General features: G+C 60.5%; 18 protein-coding genes. All 18 read left to right on the top strand.

The window, feature by feature from the left end; all coding sequences use genetic code 11:
- Window positions 1–29 precede the first annotated feature (29 nt).
- Entirely contained in the window at window positions 30–1,574 is a 1,545-nt protein-coding gene (tssC, locus tag SP68_RS14405; RefSeq protein ID WP_012541984.1) for a type VI secretion system contractile sheath large subunit, read from the top strand.
- Window positions 1,575–1,583: 9 nt separating this feature from the next.
- Window positions 1,584–2,927, top strand: a complete 1,344-nt coding sequence (tssK, locus tag SP68_RS14400) for a type VI secretion system baseplate subunit TssK (protein WP_162499976.1) — start codon at window positions 1,584–1,586, stop codon at window positions 2,925–2,927.
- On the top strand, window positions 2,924–3,613 hold the full coding sequence (tssL, locus tag SP68_RS14395) for a type VI secretion system protein TssL, short form (RefSeq protein ID WP_040968421.1): 690 nt from the start codon (window positions 2,924–2,926) through the stop codon (window positions 3,611–3,613). The genes tssK and tssL overlap by 4 nt, the downstream gene beginning before the upstream one ends.
- Entirely contained in the window at window positions 3,610–5,313 is a 1,704-nt protein-coding gene (locus tag SP68_RS14390) for an OmpA family protein (RefSeq protein ID WP_040968422.1), read from the top strand. The genes tssL and SP68_RS14390 overlap by 4 nt, the downstream gene beginning before the upstream one ends.
- Before the next feature lie 4 nt (window positions 5,314–5,317).
- Window positions 5,318–5,809, top strand: a complete 492-nt coding sequence (gene hcp, locus SP68_RS14385) for a type VI secretion system effector Hcp (RefSeq protein WP_002902160.1) — start codon at window positions 5,318–5,320, stop codon at window positions 5,807–5,809.
- A 264-nt stretch (window positions 5,810–6,073) separates the two neighbouring features.
- A complete protein-coding gene (gene tssH, locus SP68_RS14380; RefSeq protein ID WP_040968423.1) occupies window positions 6,074–8,728 on the top strand; it encodes a type VI secretion system ATPase TssH in 2,655 nt (884 codons plus the stop codon).
- Between the two features lies 1 nt (window position 8,729).
- Entirely contained in the window at window positions 8,730–11,099 is a 2,370-nt protein-coding gene (locus SP68_RS14375; RefSeq protein WP_162499980.1) for a type VI secretion system Vgr family protein, read from the top strand.
- Complete coding sequence (locus tag SP68_RS14370) at window positions 11,100–11,879, top strand: DUF4123 domain-containing protein (protein WP_012541978.1); 780 nt, start codon at window positions 11,100–11,102, stop codon at window positions 11,877–11,879.
- Between the two features lie 63 nt (window positions 11,880–11,942).
- Window positions 11,943–12,473: a T6SS immunity phospholipase A1-binding lipoprotein Tli1-KP gene (gene tli1, locus SP68_RS14365; RefSeq protein WP_040968425.1), complete on the top strand. Its 531-nt coding sequence runs from the start codon at window positions 11,943–11,945 to the stop codon at window positions 12,471–12,473.
- Between the two features lie 68 nt (window positions 12,474–12,541).
- Window positions 12,542–13,063 carry a T6SS immunity phospholipase A1-binding lipoprotein Tli1-KP gene (gene tli1 / locus SP68_RS14360; protein WP_012968404.1) on the top strand — a complete coding sequence of 174 codons (522 nt, stop codon included), beginning with the start codon at window positions 12,542–12,544 and terminating at the stop codon, window positions 13,061–13,063.
- Window positions 13,051–15,504, top strand: a complete 2,454-nt coding sequence (locus SP68_RS28730) for a T6SS phospholipase effector Tle1-like catalytic domain-containing protein (protein ID WP_040968426.1) — start codon at window positions 13,051–13,053, stop codon at window positions 15,502–15,504. Before tli1 (SP68_RS14360) ends, SP68_RS28730 begins: the two co-directional genes overlap by 13 nt.
- 38 nt (window positions 15,505–15,542) lie before the next feature.
- Window positions 15,543–16,073: a T6SS immunity phospholipase A1-binding lipoprotein Tli1-KP gene (tli1, locus tag SP68_RS14350; protein WP_040968427.1), complete on the top strand. Its 531-nt coding sequence runs from the start codon at window positions 15,543–15,545 to the stop codon at window positions 16,071–16,073.
- A 68-nt stretch (window positions 16,074–16,141) separates the two neighbouring features.
- Window positions 16,142–16,672: a T6SS immunity phospholipase A1-binding lipoprotein Tli1-KP gene (gene tli1 / locus SP68_RS14345; protein WP_040968428.1), complete on the top strand. Its 531-nt coding sequence runs from the start codon at window positions 16,142–16,144 to the stop codon at window positions 16,670–16,672.
- Complete coding sequence (locus tag SP68_RS28725) at window positions 16,660–19,101, top strand: T6SS phospholipase effector Tle1-like catalytic domain-containing protein (protein ID WP_040968429.1); 2,442 nt, start codon at window positions 16,660–16,662, stop codon at window positions 19,099–19,101. Before tli1 (SP68_RS14345) ends, SP68_RS28725 begins: the two co-directional genes overlap by 13 nt.
- 20 nt (window positions 19,102–19,121) lie before the next feature.
- On the top strand, window positions 19,122–19,379 hold the full coding sequence (locus SP68_RS14335) for a PAAR domain-containing protein (RefSeq protein ID WP_002902252.1): 258 nt from the start codon (window positions 19,122–19,124) through the stop codon (window positions 19,377–19,379).
- Window positions 19,376–20,515, top strand: a complete 1,140-nt coding sequence (locus SP68_RS14330) for a hypothetical protein (RefSeq protein ID WP_012968402.1) — start codon at window positions 19,376–19,378, stop codon at window positions 20,513–20,515. Before SP68_RS14335 ends, SP68_RS14330 begins: the two co-directional genes overlap by 4 nt.
- Window positions 20,499–23,927, top strand: a complete 3,429-nt coding sequence (locus tag SP68_RS14325) for an ImcF-related family protein (protein WP_032730174.1) — start codon at window positions 20,499–20,501, stop codon at window positions 23,925–23,927. Before SP68_RS14330 ends, SP68_RS14325 begins: the two co-directional genes overlap by 17 nt.
- Window positions 23,924–25,516, top strand: coding sequence for a type VI secretion system protein TssA (gene tssA / locus SP68_RS14320; RefSeq protein ID WP_040968430.1), 1,593 nt, complete (start codon window positions 23,924–23,926; stop codon window positions 25,514–25,516). The genes SP68_RS14325 and tssA overlap by 4 nt, the downstream gene beginning before the upstream one ends.
- Window positions 25,517–25,591 lie beyond the last annotated feature (75 nt).

The following is a 25,591-nucleotide window of genomic DNA, read 5'->3' as shown; positions in this document are numbered from 1 at the left end:
CTGTTAATGGATTAACCGGGAAAATGCTAATGTCTGTTACCACAGAAAACGCCCCTGTTCAGGGGCAAACCACGCTGCAGGAAAATAGGGCGGGCGAGGGCGTTTACGCCTCGCTGTTTGAAAAAATTAATCTCGCCCCGGCGTCTCACCTCGGGGATATCAACGACTTTCTGGACGATGCCGCGCTCTCCGAAGCGCCGGCGGCGGAGCGTCTCACCGCGGCGATGCAGGTGTTTATGGATCGCATCCGTCAGTCCGGTCAGCGGGTGGAAAAGCTCGACAAAACGCTGATTGACCACCATATCGCCGAACTGGATTTCCAGATAAGCCGTCAGCTGGACGCGGTGATGCACCATCAGGAGTTTCAGCAGGTCGAATCCCTGTGGCGCGGCCTCAAACAGCTGGTGGACAACACCGACTATCGGCAGAACGTCAAAACGGAGATCCTGGACGTCGCCAAAGACGATCTGCGCCAGGACTTTGAGGACGCGCCGGAGCTTATCCAGAGCGGCCTCTACTGGCACACCTATACCGCGGAGTATGACACTCCCGGCGGCGAGCCGATCGGCTCGGTGATCTCGGCCTATGAGTTCGACGCCAGCCCGCAGGATGTGGCGCTCCTGCGCAATATCTCCCGCGTCTCTGCGGCCGCCCATATGCCGTTTATCGGCGCCGTCGGCCCGGCCTTCTTCCTGAAAGAGACCATGGAAGAGGTGGCTGCTATTAAGGATATCGGCAACTACTTCGATCGCGCGGAATATATCCGCTGGAAATCATTTCGTGAAACCGACGATGCCCGCTACATCGGCCTGGTGATGCCGCGCGTGCTGGGTCGTCTGCCGTACGGTCCCGACACCGTGCCGGTGCGCAGCTTCAACTATGTCGAGCAGGTGAAAGGTCCGGACCACGAAAAGTATCTGTGGACCAGCGCGGCGTTCTCCTTCGCTTCCAATATGGTGAAGAGCTTTGTCAATAACGGCTGGTGCGTGCAAATTCGCGGTCCGCAGGCCGGCGGCGCGGTGAAAGATCTGCCCATCCATCTGTACGATCTGGGCACCGGCAACCAGGTGAAAATTCCTTCCGAGGTGATGATCCCGGAAACGCGGGAGTTTGAGTTCGCCAGCCTGGGCTTTATCCCGCTGTCGTACTACAAAAATCGCGATTACGCCTGTTTCTTCTCGGCCAACTCCGCGCAGAAACCGGCGCTGTACGATACCGCTGACGCCACCGCCAACAGCCGCATCAACGCGCGTCTGCCTTATATCTTCCTGCTGTCGCGCATCGCGCACTACCTGAAGATGATCCAGCGCGAGAATATCGGCACCACCAAGGACCGGCGGCTGCTGGAGCTGGAGCTGAACACCTGGGTGCGGAGCCTGGTGACTGAAATGACCGACCCCGGCGACGAGCTGCAGGCCTCCCATCCGCTGCGCGATGCCAGCGTGGTGGTGGAAGATATTGAGGATAACCCGGGCTTCTTCCGCGTGAAGCTGTACGCGGTGCCGCACTTCCAGGTCGAGGGGATGGACGTCAATCTGTCGCTGGTTAGCCAGATGCCAAAGGCGAAGGCGTAGGTTCGGACGATGATGAAAACGGAACGTCCGTTGTGGGGCCGGGGCATTATGGTGTCGCCCCAGCATTTTCAACAGCAGGCTGCGTATGCAGCCTGGACTGCGGAAGTGATTGCCCGGATGGGGCTTAACCACCCCTGGGGAGTGATGGAGGCGACCTTCGAACCAGAGATGCTCAAACTGGGCCGCCTGCAGGCTCACAGGCTGCAGGTCCGGTTCCAGGATGGCACGATGATTGATACGGACAATGCCGATGCGCTGCCGTCCGCGCTGTCACTGGACGGCGCGTCCGGCGAGGCGGTGATCGTGCTGGCGCTGCCCCTGATGCAGGCGAATGGCGGCAACTGTCTGAAGCCGGAGGAGGTGGCCGAAAGGCCGGTGCGCTTCCGGCAGCGCTGGCGTGATGTCCGCAACCAGTTCGGGGATGATACCCGGCAGATTGCCGTCATGCAGCCGGAGCTGACCCTCCGCTTCGCCCATCAGGACAACAGCGATTACCTGACCTGCCCGCTTGTTCGCCTGCAGCGGGACTCGCAGGGGGCCTGGCTTATCGACGAGACGTTTCTCCCGCCGCTGCTGCAGATCCAGGGCAGCCGCTGGCTGGCGACGCAGCTTGAACAACTGCTTACTCAGCTTCGGGCTCGTCTGACGCGCCTGATGGCCATGCGTCGCGAGAGCAATGAACGGATGGCTGATTTTGCCGTGGCCGATGTCTCTCTGTTCTGGTTGCTGAACGCGCTGAACAGCGCCGAGCCGGTGCTGGGGTACTTTCTGCGTGACCAACAGAGCCCGCCGGAACGCCTCTATCCGGAGCTGGCGCGCCTGGCTGGCAGCCTGCTGACCTTTTCGCTTACCCATCAGGCGAATGCCGTCCCGATCTATCAGCATGACCAGCTGAACGCGGTTTTTCCGCCGCTGTTTGATTTACTGAGCGACCTGCTGGAGGCGAGCCTGCCGTCGCGGGTGGTGGCGATTGCGCTGGAGCATGATGCCCGGCTGCACTTCTGGCAGGCGCGTCTGCACGATGCCCGGCTGCGGGAAGGGGCTGACTACTACCTGTCGGTTCGTTCTTCGGTACCGGTCGCCCGACTGCAGGAGCAGTTTCCGCGACAGTGCAAAGTGGGCAGTCCGGATCATGTCAAAGCCATCGTCAACTCCTCGCGGACAGGGGTGCCCCTCACGCCATTGCGTCATGTGCCGGCGGCGATCCCGCTGCGTCTGGAAAATCAGTATTTCAGCCTCGATGTGTCCCACCCTCTGGCGACGGAAATGCTGCAGAGCGGCACCTGTATGTTTTACGTCCCGGGGATGCTCGGTGAGCCTGAACTTGAACTTTTTGCGGTACTACGAACGTGAATGAGCCTAAACGCGGTAACGCCGCGTCCATTGATATTGATGCGCTGCTGCAGAACACCTGGCTGCAGGTTATCAGCCTGCGCCACGGCCCGCAGTTCCGCGATGAGGAAGGGTACACGCTATGGCAGCGCTGTATTGCTGATGTCGAGCGCGTGCAACATGAGCTGAAGGCGAGCGGGCTTGATGACGCCAGCTGTCAGCATATTCTCACCGCCCAGTGCGCGCTGCTCGATGAAGCCGTGAAAGGGCGCGGCGTGGAGGATGAGGCCTGCCTGCAGTGGTATGACATTCCGCTGCAGGGGCACTTCCTCGGCACCATGGATGCCGGTGATACGCTGTGCGATCGGATGCGTGATGTGCTGCGTGAACCGGCGCCAGACCTGGCCGTGGTCACCTGTTTTCAGCGGGTGATGCTGCTGGGTTTTGTTGGCAGCTTTCGCTCCCTCAACGATCCCGAGCGCCTGAAGCTGATCAACGCGCTCAGTGAGCATGTCCCACCTTTTCAATGCCCGTCAACCGCTCCCGTACTGGTAGAGAATCGCGCCGGACTGGGGATAAGCGGCTGGCTGGCCTCCTGGCCCGTGCGAATTGGCCTGAGCGTGATGGTGGTACTCGTCCTGTGGTGGGGGCTGAACCACTGGCTCGATCACCTGCTGCTGACCCTGTTACCGGGGACGGTGAAATGAGCCCCGCGCAGCAGCGTGGGCTGGCGCTGTGGACCAGCCTGCTGAGTGCGCTGGTGTGCCTGCTATTTTTGCCGGTTCCCCGCTGGGGGGCGTGGCTCATTCTGCTGGTCACGCTGGCCCTGATCATCGGGATCTGGCGCATCGCCAGTCGTCGTACCGGACGTAACGTCGCATCAACCCTGGCCCCTCTCCCGGAGGGCGCTTATCGCCAGCCGGTGGTCCTCGTTTGCGGCGACCTGCCGAGTGTCTGGCCGCCAGCGTCACCGGTGCGAGTCGTCAAACAGGGCTGCTGGATCCGCGTGGAAAAGACGGAGGAGCTGCAGCAGGTCGCGCGCCAGGTATTGAGCCAGCGGCCGGAATGGGGGCCTCAGCTGTCGGTGCTGCTCTGCGTCTGCCCGCAGCGGCATGTGCAAAGCGATGCGCTGACCAGCGCTCTGCTGGCCCTGCGCTGGCAACTCAGCCAGCTGCGTCAGCAGACGGGGTATGCCGTACCGCTGGCGCTGCAGGGGCAGGTGGGCAGCGCGATGAGTCGCGACCTGTTGTGGCAGGCGGCGATGCCGGGCGAAGCGGTGAAAGTCTGGCAGCCCTCCTGCGCCCCCTGTTCCGTACCGGCCTGGGTAAGCGCCGGCGGGGCGGCCGCGCTGGAGCAGCAGGTGCTGATGAACAGCCTGATGGGCTGGTTTGAACAGCACGTCCATGCCGTGTTGACGGAAGAAAATACCGACCTGCCGCCTCTGACCCCAGCGGCCGTGCTGTGGGGGCTCGGGCCCTCGCTGCCTGGAAGTCTGGCGTCGTCGGCCTGGACGACGTGGTTATCCCGACATAGCGGCCTGTCGCGGGTAGCTGGCTGGCAGCCAGATGAGAGCGACACCGAGGACGCTTCAGCGTTGCCGGAATTCATCCTGCCGCAGTTACCGGCGGGACGGGGACTCACGCCACGAGGCAGGGCCTGGCGCGCGGCGCTTGCGATTTTCACCCTCGCCGCTGTCGCCGCGCTGCTCAGCAGTGGCTGGAACAATCGACAACTGCTGCAGCGCGTGGGCGTCGATATTGCCCGTTATGAGCGGATTGCGATGGATGATTATCGGCCAAAAGCCAGCGCTGTCAGGGTGCTGCGTGAAGATGCCGCGCTGCTCGATAGCTGGGCGCGTAACGGCGTCCCGCTGCGCCTGAGTCTGGGCTTGTATCGCGGGGAGCAGATTCGCCTGCCGTTGCTGGAGGCGATTCGCGGTTACGTGCCGCCTCCGCCACCCAGGCCGGTGCAGCGCGTCGCGCCGGACGTCATCCGCCTTGACAGCATGTCGCTATTCGATACCGGGAAATGGGTACTGAAGCCTGGTTCGACAAAGCGGCTGGTCAACTCGCTGATGGACATTAAGGCCAGGCCCGGGTGGCTGATCGTGGTGGCGGGCCACACCGACAGCGTCGGTGAGGAAAAAGCCAACCAGCTATTGTCGCTGAAACGTGCGGAATCGGTCCGCGACTGGATGCGCGATACCGGCGACGTGCCGGACAGCTGCTTTGCCGTTCAGGGCTATGGCGAAAGCCGACCAATTGCAACAAACGATACGCCGGAGGGCCGTGCGCTGAACCGTCGTGTCGAAATCAGTCTGGTGCCGCAGGTAGACGCCTGCCGGTTACCGGACCAACCCTCTGCGTCATCCCAGGATGATGGCGCTTCACTACACAATGGAGAGTAATTCCATGGCAATTCCTGTTTATCTTTGGCTGAAAGACGACGGCGGCGCGGACATTAAAGGGTCTGTCGACGTTCAGGATCGTGAAGGCAGTATCGAAGTGGTGGCTCAGGAGCACAACCTGTACATCCCGACCGATAACAACACCGGCAAACTGACCGGCACGCGTATCCATACGCCGTTCCTGTTCACCAAGGAGATCGACTCCTCCAGCCCGTACCTGTACAAGGCAGTGACCACCGGCCAGACCCTGAAATCCGCTGAGTTCAAGTGGTACAGAATCAACGATGCCGGCCAGGAAGTGGAGTATTTCAATACCAAACTTGAGAACGTCAAGGTGGTGAAAGTGAATCCCCTGATGCACGACATCAAAAACCCTGCCTACGAGAAGCACAACCATCTGGAACAGATTGAGCTGCGCTACGAGAAGATCACCTGGACCTATAAAGACGGCAACATCATTCACTCCGATAGCTGGAACGAACGCGCCACAGCGTAATTGCCCGTCATATTTCGCGCCGCTGGCGCGCAGGCGACGTTCGCTCATCCCGGCCGCATCGTTATCGCTGCGACCGGGGTTTATTGCGGGCGATCGCCTGATGCGGGCAGCGTTTCTCTGCCCGCCGTTTTTTGCTGAGCGCCTGAGATACGGGTTCTCAGCAAAGAAAAACACAATCTGCCTGCCTGACCCTGTGCGCTGTGGGTTCCTGTTCGGGAACAGCGACGGGCGGTAGCGTGTCCGGAACCAATAAGAGAGGATCTCATGGAAAATCCAGCCAGCCTGTTACGCCGTCTTAATCCCTGCTGTGCCCGCGCAATGGAGGGGGCGGCCTCCCTGTGCCAGACCCGGGCGCATGCCGAGATCCTGCCCGAGCACTGGCTGCTTAAACTGCTGGAACAGGGGGAAGGCGATCTGACGGTGCTGGCGCGGCGTTATGAATGGGATATGGATGCGCTGTGGCAGGATCTGCTGAGCTGGCTGGATAAACAGCCGCGCTCGGTACGTCATCGTCCCCAGCTCTCTGACCATACCCTGAGGCTGATGCAGGAGGCCTGGCTGATTGCCTCGCTCAGCGGCGAAGCGCAGATCCGCAGTGTTCACCTGCTGATGGCGCTGGTTGAAAAACAGAATCTGATCCAGTGCGATGGCCTGTGGCCGCTGTTAACGCTGGGCCAGCGTCAGCTGGAACGCCTGCGCCCCTTGCTGGATGCCCTGTCTGACGAACGTCCGCCAGCGCAGCAGGAAGCGGCGCTGGCGCAGCGCCATGGCGGGGACGTGGAATTTGTGGGGCGTCCTGCGGGCAGCGAACTGAATGCGGATGGGCTCAACCCGGCGCTGCAGAACGCGCTGGACAAATTCACTCTCGACGTCACCGCCAAAGCCAGAGATGGCCAGATTGACCCGGTGTTCGGACGCGACACGGAAATCCGCCAGATGGTGGATATTCTCTCCCGTCGGCGTAAAAACAACCCGATCCTCGTCGGTGAGCCGGGCGTGGGCAAGACCGCGCTGGTGGAAGGCCTGGCGCTGCGCATTGCCGAAGGCAACGTCCCCGACGCGCTGAAGCCGGTGTCGGTGCGCACCCTCGACCTCGGTCTGCTGCAGGCCGGCGCCGGGGTCAAAGGCGAGTTCGAGCAGCGGCTGAAAAATATCATTGAGGCGGTACAGCAGTCGCCTTCGCCGGTGCTGCTGTTTATCGACGAGGCGCACACGATCATCGGCGCGGGTAATCAGGCGGGCGGCGCGGATGCCGCCAACCTGCTGAAGCCGGCGCTGGCCCGGGGCGAGCTGCGGACCATCGCCGCCACCACCTGGAGTGAATACAAGCAGTACTTCGAGCGCGACGCCGCGCTGGAGCGCCGCTTTCAGATGGTCAAGGTGGATGAGCCGGACGACGACACCGCCTGCCTGATGCTGCGCGGCCTGAAGTCCCGCTATGCCGACCACCACGGCGTGCATATCACGGATGATGCGGTGCGCGCCGCCGTGACGCTGTCACGACGCTATCTCACCGGCCGCCAGCTGCCGGACAAGGCAGTGGATTTACTCGACACCGCTTCCGCCCGCCTGCGTATGAGTCTCGATACCGTGCCTGAGCCGCTGACCCGCATGAAGGCACAGCTCACCGCGCTGGCGATGGAGAAACAGGCGCTGCTGGAAGATATTGCGCTGGGCAACAGCGCCCGCGGCGAACGGCTGGCGGCCATTGAGCAGGAGGAGATCCGCCTTATTCTGGCGCTGGATACCCTTGAAACTCAGTATGGTCAGGAGCTGCAGCTGACGGAGGCGCTGCTGGCCTGTCGCCGCGATATCTCCCGCCAGGCGGAAATTAGCGACCTGCAAAACGCGCTTATTGCCGTCCAGCAGGGCAATCCGCTGCTCGGGCTGGACGTCGACGTCCGCACCGTGGCGACGGTGATTGCCGACTGGACCGGCGTGCCGCTCTCCTCGCTAATGAAAGATGAGCAGACGGAGCTGCTGAGTCTGGAAGAGAGTCTCGGCAAACGGGTGGTTGGCCAGGAGGCGGCCCTGAGCGCTATTGCCCGGCGCCTGCGCGCCGCGAAAACCGGCCTGACGCCGGAGAACGGTCCGCAAGGGGTGTTCCTGCTGGTCGGGCCGAGCGGCACCGGCAAAACGGAAACGGCGCTCGCCCTCGCCGATGCGCTGTTCGGCGGCGAGAAAGCGCTGATGACCATCAATCTCTCCGAGTACCAGGAGCCGCACACCGTCAGCCAGCTGAAGGGTTCTCCGCCCGGCTACGTCGGCTACGGCCAGGGCGGGATCCTGACCGAGGCGGTGCGCAAACGCCCCTACAGCGTGGTGCTGCTCGATGAGGTGGAAAAGGCCCATCGCGATGTGATGAACCTGTTCTACCAGGTCTTCGACCGGGGGGTAATGCGCGACGGCGAGGGGCGTGAAATCGACTTTCGCAACACCGTGATCCTGATGACCGCAAACCTCGGTAGCGACCTCCTGATGCAGCTGCTGGATGAACAGCCGCAGGCCAGCGAATCAGACCTGCACGAGCTGCTGCGCCCGGTGCTGCGCGGCCACTTCCAGCCGGCGCTGCTGGCCCGCTTCCAGACGGTGATTTACCGTCCGCTGCCGGCGGGAGCGCTGCGCGCCATTGTCGGCATGAAGCTCGGGCAGGTAAGTCAGCGTCTGGCTTGCCATTACGGAATCACCACCACCCTCAGCGAGAGCCTGTTCGACGCGCTGACCGAGGCCAGCCTGCTGCCGGATACCGGCGCCCGTAACGTCGACAGTCTGCTCAATCAGCAGATCCTGCCGGCACTGAGTCAGCAGCTATTGAGCCATATGGCGGCGGGGCAGAAACCGCGCCAGGTGACGCTGGGGTATCACGAAGAGGAAGGCGTCATGATGGCGTTTGACGAGGGGACAATATCCGATGAGTAGCGTGAAATCGTTGTTGTTCAGCCATAACCACCACCTGCTTTCGGTGAAGGGATGTGAAGCCGGGCTTGATGTGCTGGCCTTCGAGGGCGATGAAGCCCTGAGCCAGCCGTTCCGCTACCGTATCGAATTCACCAGCGCAGACCATGCCATCAGCAAAGAGATGATGCTGATGAAGGCAGCCTCCCTGACGCTGCAGGCGCCGGTGGCTCAGGGCTTCGGCATCAATGTTCAGCAACCCGTGCGGGTGATCCAGGGCGTGGTGACGGGGTTTGAACGGCTCAGTACCTCCAGGGATGAAACGCACTACGCGCTGACGCTTCAGCCGCGCCTGGCGCTGCTTAACCGCTCGCACCAGAACGCCATTTACCAGGACCAGTCCGTTCCGCAGATTGTGGAAAAAATCCTCCGCGAGCGCCACGGCCTGCGCGGTCAGGATTTTCTGTTCTCGCTGACAAAAACGTATCCGCGCCGCGAGCAGGTGATGCAGTACGGCGAGGATGACCTGCGCTTTATCACCCGGCTGCTGGGTGAGGTGGGGATCTGGTTTCGCTTTACCGCCGACACGCGGCTGCACATCGACGTCGCTGAGTTCTGCGACAGTCAGCAGGGCTATGAGAAGGGGCTGACGTTGCCTTCGGTCCCGCCGTCAGGGCAGCAGTCGGCCGGGGTGGACGCGGTGTGGGAGATGGCATGTGGCCACCGCGTTGTGGAGCAGCAGGTCAGTACCCGCGACTACAACTACCGCGAGGCGACGGCGGACATGAACGCGCAGGTGGATGTCACCCGCGGGGAGACCACCACCTTTGGTGAGGCTTACCACTGGGGAGATAACTACCTGACCGCGGGGAATGTCCATGACCGCCATCCGGCGCCGGAGTCCGGGGCGTTTTACGCCCGGCTTCGGCATGAGCGTTATCTGAACGGCCAGACCCGGATGCAGGCCACCACCAGCTGCCCGACGCTCTGCCCGGGACAGGTGCTGAAGGTCACCGGCGGAGAGGAGGTGGCCGGGGAGTTTGCTGATGGCGTGCTCGTCACGGCGATGCACAGCCACGCCCGGCGCGATGCCGACTTTGCGGTGGAGTTTGCCGGCATACCGGACAGCCCGGACGTCGGCTACCGGCCTGAGCCCGGCGCGCGTCCGGTGATGGCCGGGACGCTGCCGGCCCGCGTGACCAGCACCCGGGAAAACGACACCTACGGGCATATCGACAAACACGGGCGCTACCGGGTGAATATGCTGTTTGACCGGGCGCGCTGGGAAACCGGGTTCGAGAGCCTGTGGGTCCGCCAGTCGCGGCCGTATGCCGGAGACACCTACGGTCTGCACCTGCCGCTGCTGGCGGGGACGGAGGTGGCGATTGGCTTTGAGGATGGTAACCCTGACCGGCCGTATATCGCGGGCGTCCTCCACGACTCGGCGCACGGCGACCACGTCACCATCCGCAATGACAAACGTAACGTCCTGCGCACCCCGGCCAACAACAAAATCCGCCTCGACGATGAGCGCGGGAAAGAACATATCAAGGTGTCGACGGAGTATGGCGGCAAGAGCCAGCTGAACCTCGGCCATCTCGTGGATGCTGAAAAGCAGCAGCGCGGGGACGGTTTTGAGCTAAGAACCGACAGCTGGGGAGCTATCCGGGCACAGAAAGGGATATTTATCAGCGCTGACGGGCAGGCGCAGGCTCAGGGGCAGGTGCTGGCGATGGAGACGGCGGTCAGTTTGCTGAAAGGTGCGGTGAATCAGGTCACGGAATGGGGAAGCATTACGCAAACCCATCATAATGTTATCCCAGACACCGGCCCATTAAGCGCACTGACCACAGGCACCAGCGATCTTAAACAGCCGACATTGCTGATGTCGGCCCCGCAGGGGATTGCCGCAGTCACGCCGGAAACAACCCTCCTGCACAGCGGTAACGGGCTGTATCTGCAGAGCCTGGGGGAGGTCAACATCACCACGGCACAGCGCTGTTCTCTGAATGCCAGCCAGGCTATTTCACTGCTGGCGCAACAGGAGGGGATGAGGCTGGTCTCCGCCAAAGGTCCGCTGGAAGTAGAGTCGCACGGCGAGATTCTGTCGCTGACCGCGCTAAAAGATATCACCGTCCAGTCAACCCAGGGGCATCTGCAGTTGACGGCTAAAAATGGCATCACCCTGGGTTGCGGCGGCGCATATATCCGTCTTACCCCGCAGGGAGAGGTACAGATCCACGGACCGGGGGTGATTAGCCTTAAGGGACAGCATGATTTGCAGGGGCCGGTCAGCGAGGCGTTTCCCTTGCCTGAGCTACCGGCATCGGTGTGTAAAGAGTGCCTTAAAAAAGCCCAGGCGCTGGCGCAGGGCTTCGTGCCGCGGGAGGCATAGATGACCAGACAATGGATTGAAGAGGTCGCCGGAACCTGTCGGGCTTTCGAAACGGATTATCTGCATGTCATTATCGATCAGGCGGGGGTGGATTTTTCCGTTATTCCGGCGCTGAATTCGCTGTCAGTTGAGTGGCAGTCGCTTTTTCATGGACTTCCGGAAGCATTTATTGTCGATGATGCTCCGCTGGTGGCGCGCTTTACGCTTGATGATCATGAGCAAATGCGCTGGTTACAGGATATCAGCCAGCAACTTGCCATCCAGGCGCCGCTGCTCCTGTTCTGCACATACTGGCCCTTTTCGGCGCTGGCGAACTGGCTCACGCAGTGTATGGATATTCTGCAGGAAGGGCGCAGCGGAATTTTACGCTTTTACGATACCCGGGTATTTCCGCTGTTGTTTACACACATTCTCAGTGAAGAGCAGCAAGAGCCATTGATGCGTCCGGCCCTGTTCTGGGCGTGGCAGGATTTTGACGGCCAGGCGAAAGGCATCAAAGGCAGTGGTCTCCCGCCGGAACGCGATGAAAATGCGCCCAAAATAGAACTCAGCGATCGCCAGCTTGAGCATCTGATGTGTATCAGCGATGTCATCGTCATGTTGTCGCACTGTGCTCCGCCTGCGGGCATGTTTGACTCAAGACAGTCACTGTTTTCGGCCTGTTACCAGGGCATGGTGGAGGCGACACGCCAGGGTCTTCTTCTGGATGACGCTCGTGAAGACTGGGTAATGAAGAAGTGGTTTGCGGACGTAAAAACCAGTGAGAGACCTTCAGAATGAAAAGCCTGGTCTGGCTGAGTACACCCCTCTCTTCATTACCCTCAAACCGACAGGGAGAGTCCGATGAAATCTGCATTAATCAGCCCGCTGCTGGCGGGTCTGCTGCTGTTAACCGGCTGCGCACAGCCTGCCGCACAGGCTGGAGGCGGTGGTGGCGGAACAATAAAAGCCATCAACCACACAAAATGGGCGATCAACCACTTCAGTATCAACGGCCAGTCGGGCATCGATTCAATAGGCCCGTTCCAGGGGGGCGGGGGCGGCTGCTGCTTCAGCGTGCCCGCCCGCTGGACGCCGGGTATGACGGTGCGCGTTGACTGGGAAACCGGGCAGGGTTCATCCGCGGGTTTCCCGGGGTTTGCCGACAGGGCTAAATATAAAGCCTGGATAGCAGACATTGATGCCCAAAAACGCCAGCACAGCCAAACCGTTCCGCTGCCCGACTATAACGGCCAGGATGTGTGCGGCATTACAGTGCACTTTTTACCCTGCGATGACGTGAAGGTGACCACCAGCTGTTACACCTACGGCAGTCCGTCGTACCCGATAAAAGAGCCTGTCAGGATGAAGGAGCTCGCCGTATGTCCGGAGTAGCTCGCCTCCGTTTCCCCAGGATGGCATCACCCTCACTTAATCACCCTCAAACCGACAGGGAGAGTCCGATGAAGTCTGCATTAATCAGCCCGCTGCTGGCGGGTCTGCTGCTGTTAACTGGCTGCGCACAGCCAGCCGCCCGGGCCGGCGGCGGCACCATTGATGCCATCAACCACACAAAATGGGCAATAAACCACTTCAGTGTCAACGGCCAGTCGGGGATCGACATTATAGGCCCGTTTCAGGGTGGCGGTGGCGGCTGCTGCTTCAGCGTGCCCGCCCGCTGGACGCCGGGTATGACGGTACGCATTGACTGGGAAAGTGGGGAAGCTTCAACTGATGATTTCCCGGGATATGAAAACTGGAATAAATATCTTGAATGGGAAAAGAAAATAAAAGCCAGTCATCGGCAGCACAGCAAAACTGTCCCGCTGCCCGACTATAACGGCCAGGATGTGTGCGGCATTACGGTGCACTTTTTACCCTGCGATGACGTGAAGGTGACCACCAGCTGTTACACCTACGGCAGTCTTTCGTACCCGATAAAAGAGCCCGTCAGGATGAAGGAGCCCGCCGTATGTCCGAAATAACCGAAACCCATGCCGCCTGGGTCCCGCCGCCGTTTCCGCCGCAGGGACGTCTGCCGGGCCGGGCGCTGCAGGTTGGGCAGAACTGCCATCAGCAGAACAGCGACGAGCGGCGCTATCACCAGGAACTGTGCCTGGCTGCCGGACGGCGCGTGGAGCCGCCGTGCTGCAAGACACTGCACATCAGCCTGTTTTTCGACGGTACCGGCAATAACTTAAATCATGACTTTTTTATCGCGAACCCGAAGCACCCGACCAATATCGCGCGTTTGTTTCGTGCCACCATTGGCGACGGCACCGCCGGCGGCGTCACTGATACCAAAAAGATGCCGCTGGATGGGGTAAAAGACAGTGGCGGAAAATACTTCAAGTTTTATATTCCCGGTGTGGGCACCCCGTTCCCGGAAGTGAATGACCCGGACTATTCCACCATGGGTCTGGTGGGGGCAGTTAAGGGTGAGGAGCGGATTAACTGGGCGCTGCTGCGGATTATTGATGTGCTAATGCGCCTGAGTAAGGACAAGGAAAACAACAGCATAAAGCTGTCCGAAGGAGCCAGCCGTGAATCCCTCAAAAAAATGGGTACCAGCTGGAACCGGCTGTGGTTTGGCGGCAGCCACAACCGCTATGAAGAGTTCACTCGTTTGCTGAATGATTTGGCCTCTGATTTGAAGCCCCTGATTATTCAGCCTGAGCCGGGCAAGCCGAAACTGACAGGCATCAATCTGTATGTCTATGGTTTTTCCCGCGGCGCGGCAGCGGCGCGCACCTTTGTGCGCTGGCTGAGCGAACTGCTGCCCCCGCCGGCGGCGGAAGGTGAAAAACCGCCGCAGTGCCTGCAGACAGGCGGGATGCAGCTGCCCGTCAGCGTGGAGTTTCTCGGGCTGCTGGATACGGTGGCCTCCGTCGGGGTGGCGCATGTGGTGCCGGTTGCCGACGGGCATATGTCCTGGGCAGACGGCACGATGGAGCTTCCGGATGATGAAACCTATGGCGGGCTGATAAAAAAATGTGTTCACCTGGTCTCCGGGCATGAGCAGCGTCTCTGCTTTCCGCTGGACTCGGTGCGGCGGGCAAACGGCAAATACCCGCCCTGTGCCAGAGAGGTGGTTTACCCGGGGATGCATTCGGATATCGGTGGAGGGTATCCGCCGGGGGATCAAGGAAAAGGCAACGATGAATTTGATCGATTTTTGTTATCGCAGATCTCGCTTCATGACATGTATGCCAATGCATTTCAAGCAGGTGCTCCATTAAAGGTTCCAGAACCATCGCTCCCAGAAAATTTGAAAAATGCTAACTGGAGGGCTATGGATCCAACAATGCAATTGGAGTTTGCTGTTTCACCTGAACTTATCAACCGCTTCAACGCCTGGCGCGAACTCACTCTGGGCCAAACCACGCCGAAAACGTTCGATCCCGAAGCAGCCTCTCACTACGAACCACCTGCCGCCGGCGGCAGTCTGGAAACCGTCATTGCTGAGCAGATGGCCTGGATCACCGCCTGGCGCATCGACCGCTATGCCAGAGGCTCGATGCTGAAAACGCCCTTCTATCAGCGCGCCACGAATACCGAAGCGCTGCCTGCCGCGCGTAAGGCGGCAGAAGAGATTCGTGATGAAAAACAGGCGGCGGTGCTCAGGGCTCGCCAGAACCAGATAGCAAACCAGCCTCCTGACAGGATGGATGAACTGGTTCTGCAGCCGGGTGTGAAGGATTTTGACCCAAAGATGGATCAAACCCAGCTGTTCGACGCGGCGAAGGAGTTCGGAAAGGATTACCACGACGGTTACCGTATTCCGGATAACCTGGCGCAGCTGGTGCTGGATACCGTGCTGCAGCCGGTGATTTTCGTTCTCAATACCGATGATGAAGCGCAGGAATACCGGCGCATGAAGCGTGACGGAGAAGCCCGGGTGGCCGTCCTCTTTCCCGATGCCGGGGAGGCCAGCAACGCGGAACAGCCTGCCGGGCTGGTGAGGGCGCTGTTTGATGACCAGATACATGACTCACGCGCCTGGTTTATGTATGCCGCGCTCGGCACGCGCGAGATGTGGACCGGTTACTTCCGCTACCGGATGATTTACTTCAGCGAGCGCTGCAGTAAACCGCTCTCGCCGCTGGTGCTCGCCGGAGACCTGGTGGGTTTTGCGACCGTGACCGCGGGTGTCGTGCTCAGTTTCCGGCAAAAGCGCCTGACCGGCAAGCTGGCCGGGCTGGCCGCGACAGGCGCCGTGCGCTCGCTGGAGGTGGCGGTGCTGGACAAGATAACCGGGGAAGCGCTGCCGGAGCTGCCCGGAGGGGAGCAGCTGCGGGCATTTACCCACGAGCCGGGAACCGTTGTCGCACAGCAAAAGGCGCGGAAAGCGGAACAGCAACTGGCGCGGGGGCAAGCCGCGCTGCCGGCCAGCTGGCTGGAGGACGTTCTGACGACAACGGTCTGAACGCGGATAAGGAGGATCCGATGAACAGGGAGAGTCCGATGAAATCTGCATTAATCAGCCCGCTGCTGGCGGGTCTGCTGCTGTTAACCGGCTGCGCACAGCCTGCCGCACAGGCCGGAGGCGGCGGTGGCGGCACCATTGACGCCATCAACCACACAAAATGGGCAATTAACCACTTCAGTATCAATGGCCAGTCGGGTATCGATTCAATAGGCCCGTTTCAGGGGGGCGGAGGCGGCTGCTGCTTCAGCGTGCCCGCCCGCTGGACGCCGGGTATGACGGTGCGCGTTGACTGGGAAACCGGGCAGGGTTCATCCGCGGGTTTCCCGGGGTTTGCTGATGAGGCGAAATACCTTGCCTGGAAAAAAGGGATTGATGCCCAAAAGAGGCAGCACAGTAAAACCGTCCCGCTGCCCGACTATAACGGCCAGGATGTGTGCGGCATTACGGTGCACTTTTTACCCTGCGATGACGTGAAGGTGACTACCAGCTGCTGGTCACCGAGAAATGTGAACTATCCGATAAAAGAGCCCGTCAGGATGAAGGAGCCGGCCGTCTGTCCGAAGTAGCTCGCCTTCGTTTATTCAGGCTGGCATCACCCTCACTTAATCACCCTCAAACCGACAGGGAGAGTCCGATGAAATTTGCATTAATCAGCCCGCTGCTGGCGGGTCTGCTGCTGTTAACCGGCTGCGCGCAGCCTGCCGCACAGGCCGGAGGCGGCGGTGGTGGAACAATAAAAGCCATCAACCACACAAAATGGGCAATCAACCACTTCAGTATCAATGGCCAGTCGGGCATCGATTCAATAGGCCCGTTTCAGGGGGGCGGAGGCGGCTGCTGCTTCAGCGTGCCCGCCCGCTGGACGCCGGGTATGACGGTGCGCGTTGAATGGGAAACCGGGCAGGGTTCATCCGCGGGTTTCCCGGGGTTTGCTGATGAGGCGAAATACCTTGCCTGGAAAAAAGGGATTGATGCCCAAAAGAGGCAGCACAGCAAAACCGTTCCGCTGCCCGACTATAACGGCCAGGATGTGTGCGGCATTACGGTGCACTTTTTACCCTGCGATGACGTGAAGGTGACCACCAGCTGCTGGTCACCGAGAAATGCGAACTATCCGATAAAAGAGCCCGTCAGGATGAAGGAGCCTGCCGTATGTCCGAAATAACCGAAATTCATGCCGCCTGGGTCCCGCCGCCGTTTCCGCCGCAGGGACGTCTGCCGGGCCGGGCGCTGCAGGTTGGGCAGAACTGCCATCAGCAGAACAGCGACGAGCGGCGCTATCACCAGGAACTGTGCCTGGCTGCCGGACGGCGCGTGGAGCCGCCGTGCTGCAAGACGCTGCACATCAGTCTGTTTTTCGACGGTACCGGCAATAACTTAAATCATGACTTTTTTATCGCGAAGCCGAAACATCCGACCAATATCGCCCGGCTGTTTCGGGCGACTATTGGAACGGGAACGGCTGGCGGGGTGCCGTCTGACGATCAGAGCAAGCTGTTTGATGATGACGGCGGGGGAGACGGGAAATATTTTAAATTCTATATGCCCGGCGTGGGCACCCCCTTCCCGGAAGTGAATGACCCGGACTATTCCACCATGGGTCTGGTGGGGGCAGTTAAGGGGGAGGATCGGATTAACTGGGCGCTGCTGCGCATAATCGATGTGCTGATGTTTAGTGCCACCGAAAAATGGCTGACCACCGCAGAGAGTCGTCGTTCACTGAAAGAAATGAGCACCAGCTGGAACCGGCTGTGGTTTGGCGGCAGCCATAACCGCTATGAAGAGTTCACTCGCTTGCTGAATGGTCTTGCCCCGAAACTGATGCCGATGCTGATTCAGCCTGAGCCGGGCAAGCCGAAACTGACAGGCATCAAGCTGTATGTCTATGGTTTTTCCCGCGGCGCGGCAGCGGCGCGCACCTTTGTGCGCTGGCTGAGCGAACTGCTGCCCCCGCCGGCGGCGGAAGGTGAAAAACCGCCGCAGTGCCTGCAGACAGGCGGGATGCAGCTGCCCGTCAGCGTGGAGTTTCTCGGGCTGCTGGATACGGTGGCCTCCGTCGGGGTGGCGCATGTGGTGCCGGTTGCCGACGGGCATATGTCCTGGGCAGACGGCACGATGGAGCTGCCGGATGATGAAACCTATGGCGGGCTGATAAAAAAATGTGTTCACCTGGTCTCCGGGCATGAGCAGCGTCTCTGCTTTCCGCTGGACTCGGTGCGGCGGGCAAACGGCAAATACCCGCCCTGTGCCAGAGAGGTGGTTTACCCGGGGATGCACTCGGATATTGGTGGAGGATATCCGCCGGGGGATCAGGGGAAAGCGAATGGTAGTGATGACCGTCTATTGCTTTCGCAGATAGTTTTAAATGATCTTTACTCTGCCAGCTTCCAGGCTGGGGCCCCTCTGAAAGTTCCTGTTGACACGCTGCCTGTCGATCTTAAAAAAGATGCATGGCGTGCTATGCATCCTGAACTTATTGAGCAATACGGAATTAATGAAAAACTAGTCAACCGCTTCAACGCCTGGCGCGAACTCACTCTGGGTCAAACCACGCCGAAAACGTTCAATCCCGAAGCAACCTCTCACTACGAACCACCTGCCGCCGGCGGCAGTCTGGAAACCGTCATTGCTGAGCAGATGGCCTGGATCACCGCCTGGCGCATCGACCGCTATGCCAGAGGCTCGATGCTGAAAACGCCCTTCTATCAGCGCGCCACGAATACCGACGCGCTGCCTGCCGCGCGTAAGGCGGCAGAAGAGGTTCGTGATGAAAAACAGGCGGCGGTGCTCAGGGCTCGCCAGAACCAGATAGCAAACCAGCCTCCTGACAGGATGGATGAGCTGGTTCTGCAGCCGGGCGTGAAGGATTTTGACCCAAAGATGGATCAAACCCAGCTGTTCGACGCGGCGAAGGAGTTCGGAAAGGATTACCACGACGGTTACCGTATTCCGGATAACCTGGCGCAGCTGGTGCTGGATACCGTGCTGCAGCCGGTGATTTTCGTCCTCAATACCGATGATGAAGCGCAGGAATACCGGCGCATGAAGCGTGACGGAGAGGCCCGGGTGGCCGTCCTCTTTCCCGATGCCGGCGAGGCCAGCAACGCGGAGCAGCCTGCCGGGCTGGTGAGGGCGCTGTTTGATGATCAGGTGCATGATTCACGCGCCTGGTTTATGTATGCCGCGCTCGGCACGCGCGAGATGTGGACCGGCTACTTCCGCTACCGGATGATTTACTTCAGCGAGCGCTGCAGTAAACCGCTCTCGCCGCTGGTGCTCGCCGGAGACCTGGTGGGTTTTGCGACCGTGACCGCGGGTGTCGTGCTCAGTTTCCGGCAAAAGCGCCTGACCGGCAAGCTGGCCGGGCTGGCCGCGACAGGCGCCGTGCGCTCGCTGGAGGTGGCGGTGCTGGACAAGATAACCGGGGAAGCGCTGCCGGAGCTGCCCGGAGGGGCGCAGCTGCGGGCATTTACCCACGAGCCGGGAACCGTTGTCGCACAGCAAAAGGCGCGGAAAGCGGAAGAGCAGCTGGCGCGGGGGCAAGCCGCGCTGCCGGCCAGCTGGCTGGAGGACGTTCTGACGACAACGGTCTGAACGCGGATAAGGAGGATCCGATGAATAAAGTCATTCGCAAAGGCGATACCCTGCGGGAGTATGGGGGCAGGGTGCTGATGGGGCATTATCAGTGTTTTGGTCTGGGATTCGCCTGCAAGGGCGACCCGGTCAAGTGTAACAAACACGGTATGACGACCATTGCTGAAGGCAGCGCACGAACCACGATTGATGGCCAGCCGGTTGCGCTGCACGGTCATCGCTGCGCCTGCGGCTGCACGCTGGTCAGCTCTAACCCAGACTGCGGGGTTGATCAGTGAGGCCGGTACCGGAGTATCCCCCGTACGGAGACGCGCGACCGCCTGGTACGGCCAGGTGGCTATCGGCTTCGGCCCTGCTGGTCCTGCTTAGCGGCGGGGTCAGCGCTTTACTTCCCTCGGCAGAAGGAAAAAGCGCCCTGGCCGCCACCGGGATCCTGTTGGCTCTGGTGCTGGCGGGTACCGGCTGGTTGATCCGGCTGCTGTACTACCGCATGAGCGTGCATAACGCCAGGTTCTATGACCAACTGGTAGCATACGAACAACAGCAATGGTGGGCGGAGCATCGGCAGCCGATCGGGTTACAGGAAGGTCTGTTGCTGGGGCCCATGGGCAAAACGACCACTGACTGGCTGCGGGTGCTAAGCCGTCACCAGCGTCCGCCAGAGGAAGAGAACGAGGGCGGCGGCAGGGCGCTGCGAGCGCCATACCTTTCAGTTTCTGAGGCTATCGCCCGCGAAAAACGGCTGGCGGAACTACTGGTGATGGAATGGCAACGACAGCGCAGTGAAAGAACGCTTACGCCGCCGCTGCGTTGCTACTGGCAGGGAACGGAGCTCGCCTGGCAGGCGTTTCGTGCACAGATGACCCTCACTGTTGCGCAGATGACACTACCCTCACGCCCGTATGCCTGGCGTGGGGAGGCCAGCCTCGCGGAGATAGCACACACTCTGGCGGAAGCTGACCCCGATGACACTGTGCTTATCGCCGGATGTCAGGTGGTTGTCGCCCGGACGGGGGCGGTGCAACCCGCCGGAGAGTCTGCGGTACTGTGGCTCGCCGGACGGGACGGTCCGGTGCACCTGACCAGGGGGGAAACCTATTGCGCAGAAAAAGGGGAGGCCCTGACTGCTGTAGCCGCTCGTGTGCTGGAGCAGAACGAACTGAGCGGCCCCCCGGAAGCCTGTGCGCTGTTTTTTCAGCCGGGACTGGAAGCGCTGGCGCATAGCGGTTGGGATATTAACCTATATCGCCAGGATGCCTGTTGGGGAGACATCGGCGAGATGGAAGGCTTGACCGTTCTGTCGCTGGCGGCGATCTACGCCGCGCACTACCAACAACCGTGTGGCTGGCTAGCCCGCGATCCCTTGAATACCCTCGCAATTGGAATTGTAAAACCTGATGGACAACGTCAATAAACCTGCCGCTATCTCTGTGGCGGCTACGGTTATCGTCTGTATTGCTGCGGTCACGCTTCTGGTGCTCCTGGGCGGGCTGGCATGGTGGCTGTGGGCGATGGATCGTGCCACGCAGTGGGAAACGCTGCGCCCGCTTATCGCCACGGGCTTTATTATCTGGGGGATGGCACTCAGCCTGCTGGTACTGGGGTTTATGGCCTTTCGACTGCTGATAAAAGATAAGGTTAAGCCTTCAGCAGCGCCTGTGCGGCAACCCACCAGGCCCGCCGGGCGCGAAGCCCTTTATGCCCCGCTGAAAAAGCACCTTCACGCACGTTACCGCCTGCGCTGGCGCCGCAAAGTCCGCCTGCTGCTGGTTACCGGGGACGATGCAGCAATCGAACAACTGGCGCCTGGTCTGCGTCAGCAGCAGTGGCTTGAAGGTAACCGCACTGTGCTGATTTACGGCGGTAACCTGATCACAGAGCCCGACCAAGAAAAATACGCCGCGCTGCGCAAGCTGCGCCGTGGCCGTCCTCTGGACGGGATTGTGCGGGTGATGCCGTCGTCTCTGACCCTGACGCCGCAGATAAGCGAGAGCGATCTGCGTGGGCTGGAAAAAATCAGCGAACTGCTGCGCTATGCCGCCCCGGTCTGGCTGTGGAAACTGTGCGATAGTGAGTGGCCGCAGGCTGACCGCGCGGTGCAGGCGGTAGGCGTTAGCTTCCCGTTACGCGCTACCGAGGACGATGTCGCCCGTCAGCTTGCGCAGATGTTGCCCACGCTGCGGGAGCAGGGGATGCGCCAGATCGCAGCAGATACCCGCCACGACTTTCTGCTGCGTCTGGGGCAGCGGCTTATCGACGGGGGGATCGCGCAATGGCGCTGGCAGCTGGCGCCGTGGCTGACCGCCTCGCGGCAGCGGCTTGCGCTGCGTGGCCTGATGTTTAGCCTGCCAGAGCCTCGTACCGTAGATCCGTATCAGGAAGCTGATGCCCTGCCTGCGAACCAGCCTCATCTCCTGACGCTGCCCGCGACCTGGCAGGGGATCGTCGATGACTGCCGCCGTTTACGCGGGCATCACGTGGGAATGGCATGGGAGCGGGGCCTGGCGTGCGGTCTGCTGGCCATCCTCGGCCTGTGGGCAGCGGGACTGCTGCTCTCCTTTGCCCTTAATTACAGCCAGATTGCTACAGTCGCGGGAAAAGCCCGCGACCTGGTGGCCCACCCCTCTGTTTCTGACTATCAACTGACGGCCCTCCATGCCCTGCGCAATGAGGCCGGCCGTCTCGTGCACGATGGGCAGAAGGGCGCTCCCTGGTATCGGCGCTTTGGTCTGGACCATCATCAGCAGCTATTAAACGCCGTCCTGCCCTGGTACGGTGTGGCAAATCATCGCCTGATACGTGACCCGGCCAATGCCGCGTTGCAGCAGGCGCTCAGCGCGCTGGTCAACTCCGCCCCCAATAGCGACCAACGAGCCCAGCTGGCGAAACCGGGCTATGACCAGCTGAAAGCCTGGCTGATGATGGCTCGTCCGGATAAAGCCGATGGCGCATTTTTCGCGCAGACCATGAAAGCGGTCCAGCCGACGCGAATGGGGATCTCGACCGGTCTGTGGCAAAGTCTGGCGCCGGATTTGTGGGCCTTTTATCTCTCCCTGCTGCCCGAGCGGCCAGAGTGGAAGATCATCCCGGATGCGCAACGGGTGAGTCAGAGCCGTCAGGTTCTGTTGCAGCAGCTAGGTCGCCGCAATGCCGAAAGCACCTTATATGAGAACATGCTCAAATCCGTGCGTCGTAATTTTGCCGATGTGTCGCTGGAAGACATGACCAGTGACACCGACGCGCGCCGCCTGTTTACCACCGATGAAGTGGTCCCGGGGATGTTTACCCGCCAGGCATGGGAAGGCGGCATTCAGCAGGCCATTGATAAGGCAGCCAGCTCGCGCCGGGAGGAAATCGACTGGGTGCTGAGCGATTCGCGCAAAACGGTGTCGACAGACCTGTCGCCGGAGGCGCTGAAAGCGCGTCTGACCCGACGCTACTTCACCGATTTCGCTGGCAGCTGGCTGAATTTTCTCAACAGTCTGCGACTCAACCCGACGACCAATATCGCCGATGTTACCGACCAGCTCACGCTAATAAGCGATGTCCGCCAGTCGCCGCTGATTGCCCTGATGAATACCCTTGCCTGGCAGGGGCAGGCGGGGCAACAAAGGGAGGGGCTGTCGGACAGCCTTATTAAATCGGCCAAAGACCTGGTGGGCGGGAAAGACAAGCCGGTCATCGACCAGTCGGCAACCGGCCCGCAGGGGCCTCTGGATGACACGTTCGGCCCACTGCTCCAGCTGATGGGGAAAAACACGGGCAGCAACGTCATGTCGGCCGATAGCACCCTGAGCCTGCAAACCTATCTGACACGTATCACCCGCGTGCGCCTGCGCCTGCAGCAGGTTGCGAATGCCTCCGATCCGCAGGAGATGATGCAAACCCTGGCGCAGACCGTCTTCCAGGGGAAAAGCGTCGACCTGACCGACACGCAACAGTATGGCAGCCTGATTTCGGCGAGTCTTGGCGAAGAGTGGAGTGGCTTCGGTAATACTCTGTTTGTGCAGCCGCTGACGCAGGCCTGGGAAACCGTGCTTCTGCCGTCGGCGGCCAGTCTGAATGACAAATGGCGCCGATCGGTGGTCGCCAACTGGCACACCGCCTTTGACGGACGCTTTCCGTTTGCCGCCAGCAAAAGTGACGCCTCGCTGCCGATGCTGGCTGAGTTTGTGCGCAAGGACAGCGGGCGGATCGAACGTTTTCTCACGACGGAGCTGAACGGTGTCCTGCATAAAGAAGGCAGTCAGTGGGTGCCGGATAAGGTCAACAGCCACGGCCTGGTCTTTAATCCGGCCTTTCTGCGCGCCATCAACCAGCTAAGCCAGCTGTCCGACATTCTTTTTACCGACGGCAGCCAGGGGATCAGCTTTGAGTTACAGGCCAGGCCTGCCCCGGAGGTTGTGGAGACACAGCTGACGATAGACGGCCAAAAGCTGCGCTATTTCAATCAGATTGCCGACTGGCAGACTTTCCGCTGGCCGGGGGAGACGTATAAACCCGGCACTCTGCTGACCTGGACCACCGTCAATGCGGGCACGCGTCTGTTTGGTGACTACAGCGGTACCTGGGGCTTTATTCGCTGGCTGGAGCAGGGTAAACGCCAGCAACTCGAACGCAGCCAGTGGATGATGAGCTTCACCGCTCCGGATGGCCGCACCCTGCAGTGGGTATTGCGCTCCCAGCTTGGGAGCGGCCCGCTGGCGCTTCTGGCGCTGCGCGGATTGACCCTGCCGGATCAGATTTTTAGTGTCGATGCGGCTGAGAGCGCACAGGCCCTGACGACGGGGGTAGGGAATAGTGACATGGATGAGATGGAATTATGAGTATTTTACAAAATTTGGTTGCCGCCAGTCAGTTGGATGAAAGCGTACTGCGCCAGCAGGCCCGGTCACGCCAGGCGCAGTGGCAGTCCTGGCTTGCGCCAATCAGTGACACCCAGCCCACCGGGAGCGATCCGGGCTATGACGATGATTTTCAGCGTATCCGCGAGGAGGTCAATAAGATCTCCGGTGTCGATACCGAGCTGATTTGCCAGCTGGCAGAAAAACTGCTGACTCAGACCTGCAAGGATCTGCGCGTGATCACCTTTTACGTGTGGGCGCGTCTGCAGCGGGATGGCGAAACCGGTCTGGCGGAGGGCGTTACGCTGCTGGCGGCAATGCTTGAGCGGTTTGGGGCTATGCTCCATCCCCAGCGTGAACGTAGCTGTAAATCGGCACTGGAATGGCTTGGCAGTCGCCGGATGTCGGACAGTCTGTCTCTTTATCCGGAAGTCGACATGACCACTATGCAGGTCATTATCGGGGCGTTATTGCTGACGGAAGCCTCTTTTGCCGGATTGGCTGAAGCATCTCGCCCCGATCTTTCCGGGCTATATCAGATACTGGAGAATCGCCTGGTGCAAAGCGGCGGAGCCCACAGTCTGGTGCCGCAGACCAGCCGCGAAGAACACGATCTGCTACCCCAACATGCAGACACCGCGCCGGTAATGCATACCGTCACGTCAGGTCGTGATTTGCTCGATCAGGCTAAGGTGTTGGCGAAATATCTGCGTGAGTGTCCCGGCGGATGGCTGGCAGGTCATCATCTGATGAAGAGTGTGCGTTGGGATACGTTAACGGAGTTACCGCCGCTGGATGCCTCCGGCCGGACACGGCTATTGCCTCCCAAGCCTGAGAGTAAAGCCCATCTTAAGCGGTTGTATTTACAGAAAAGCTGGTCGGAACTGCTGGAGCATACGGACACGCTGTTGGCGCAAGGCGTCAACCATCTGTGGCTGGATGTGCAGTGGTACGCCTGGCAGGCGCTGCTGAAACTGGATGCTGACAGTGTACGTGCCGATATCCTGTGCCGGGATATGAAAGGGCTGCTGGCTCGTCTGCCGGGGCTGGAAACCCTGGCGTTTAACGATGGTACGCCATTCGCCGATGAAGTAACGCTCAACTGGCTTAACGAGCGTGTTCTGGATGAGATGGCCGGATGGCAAGATGAGCCGGTAATGGCGGCGACCAGCGCTGATGAGGTGCTGTCGCTGGAGCCAGAAGTGCTCACCCGCGCGGACGATGAAGGTATTGAGTCGGCGCTGAACTGGTTACAGGCGCAGCCGGGCTATACCACCAGCCGCAATCGGTGGCTGATGCGCTTATTGATGGCGCGGGTCAGCGAGCAGTACGGAAAAAATGAAATGGCGCTGCATCTGCTGGCGGAACTCGACAGCCGCGCCCGGGAAATGACGCTCGAACAATGGAAGCCGGAGCTTATCTTTGAGGTCAAAGCCCGCCGACTCCGGCTGCTCAGAGGCAAGGCCGGGCGCAGTGAGGCAGAAAAAAATCGCTTGCTGCCAGAAATGGAGTCATTGCTTGCCGGGCTTATCGCTCTGGATCCCGCTCGCGCTGCGGTGCTGTGCGCATAATTCACGCATCATTCACATTGCACTCCCTGCACCTGCGGTTCTCTGCATATCTGAAAGATATTACTTCTTCTGGTG

It is taken from the genome of Klebsiella variicola (assembly GCF_000828055.2).
GTDB classification, from domain to species: Bacteria; Pseudomonadota; Gammaproteobacteria; order Enterobacterales; family Enterobacteriaceae; genus Klebsiella; species Klebsiella variicola.
This window is presented reverse-complemented; position numbering and strand designations above follow the sequence as displayed.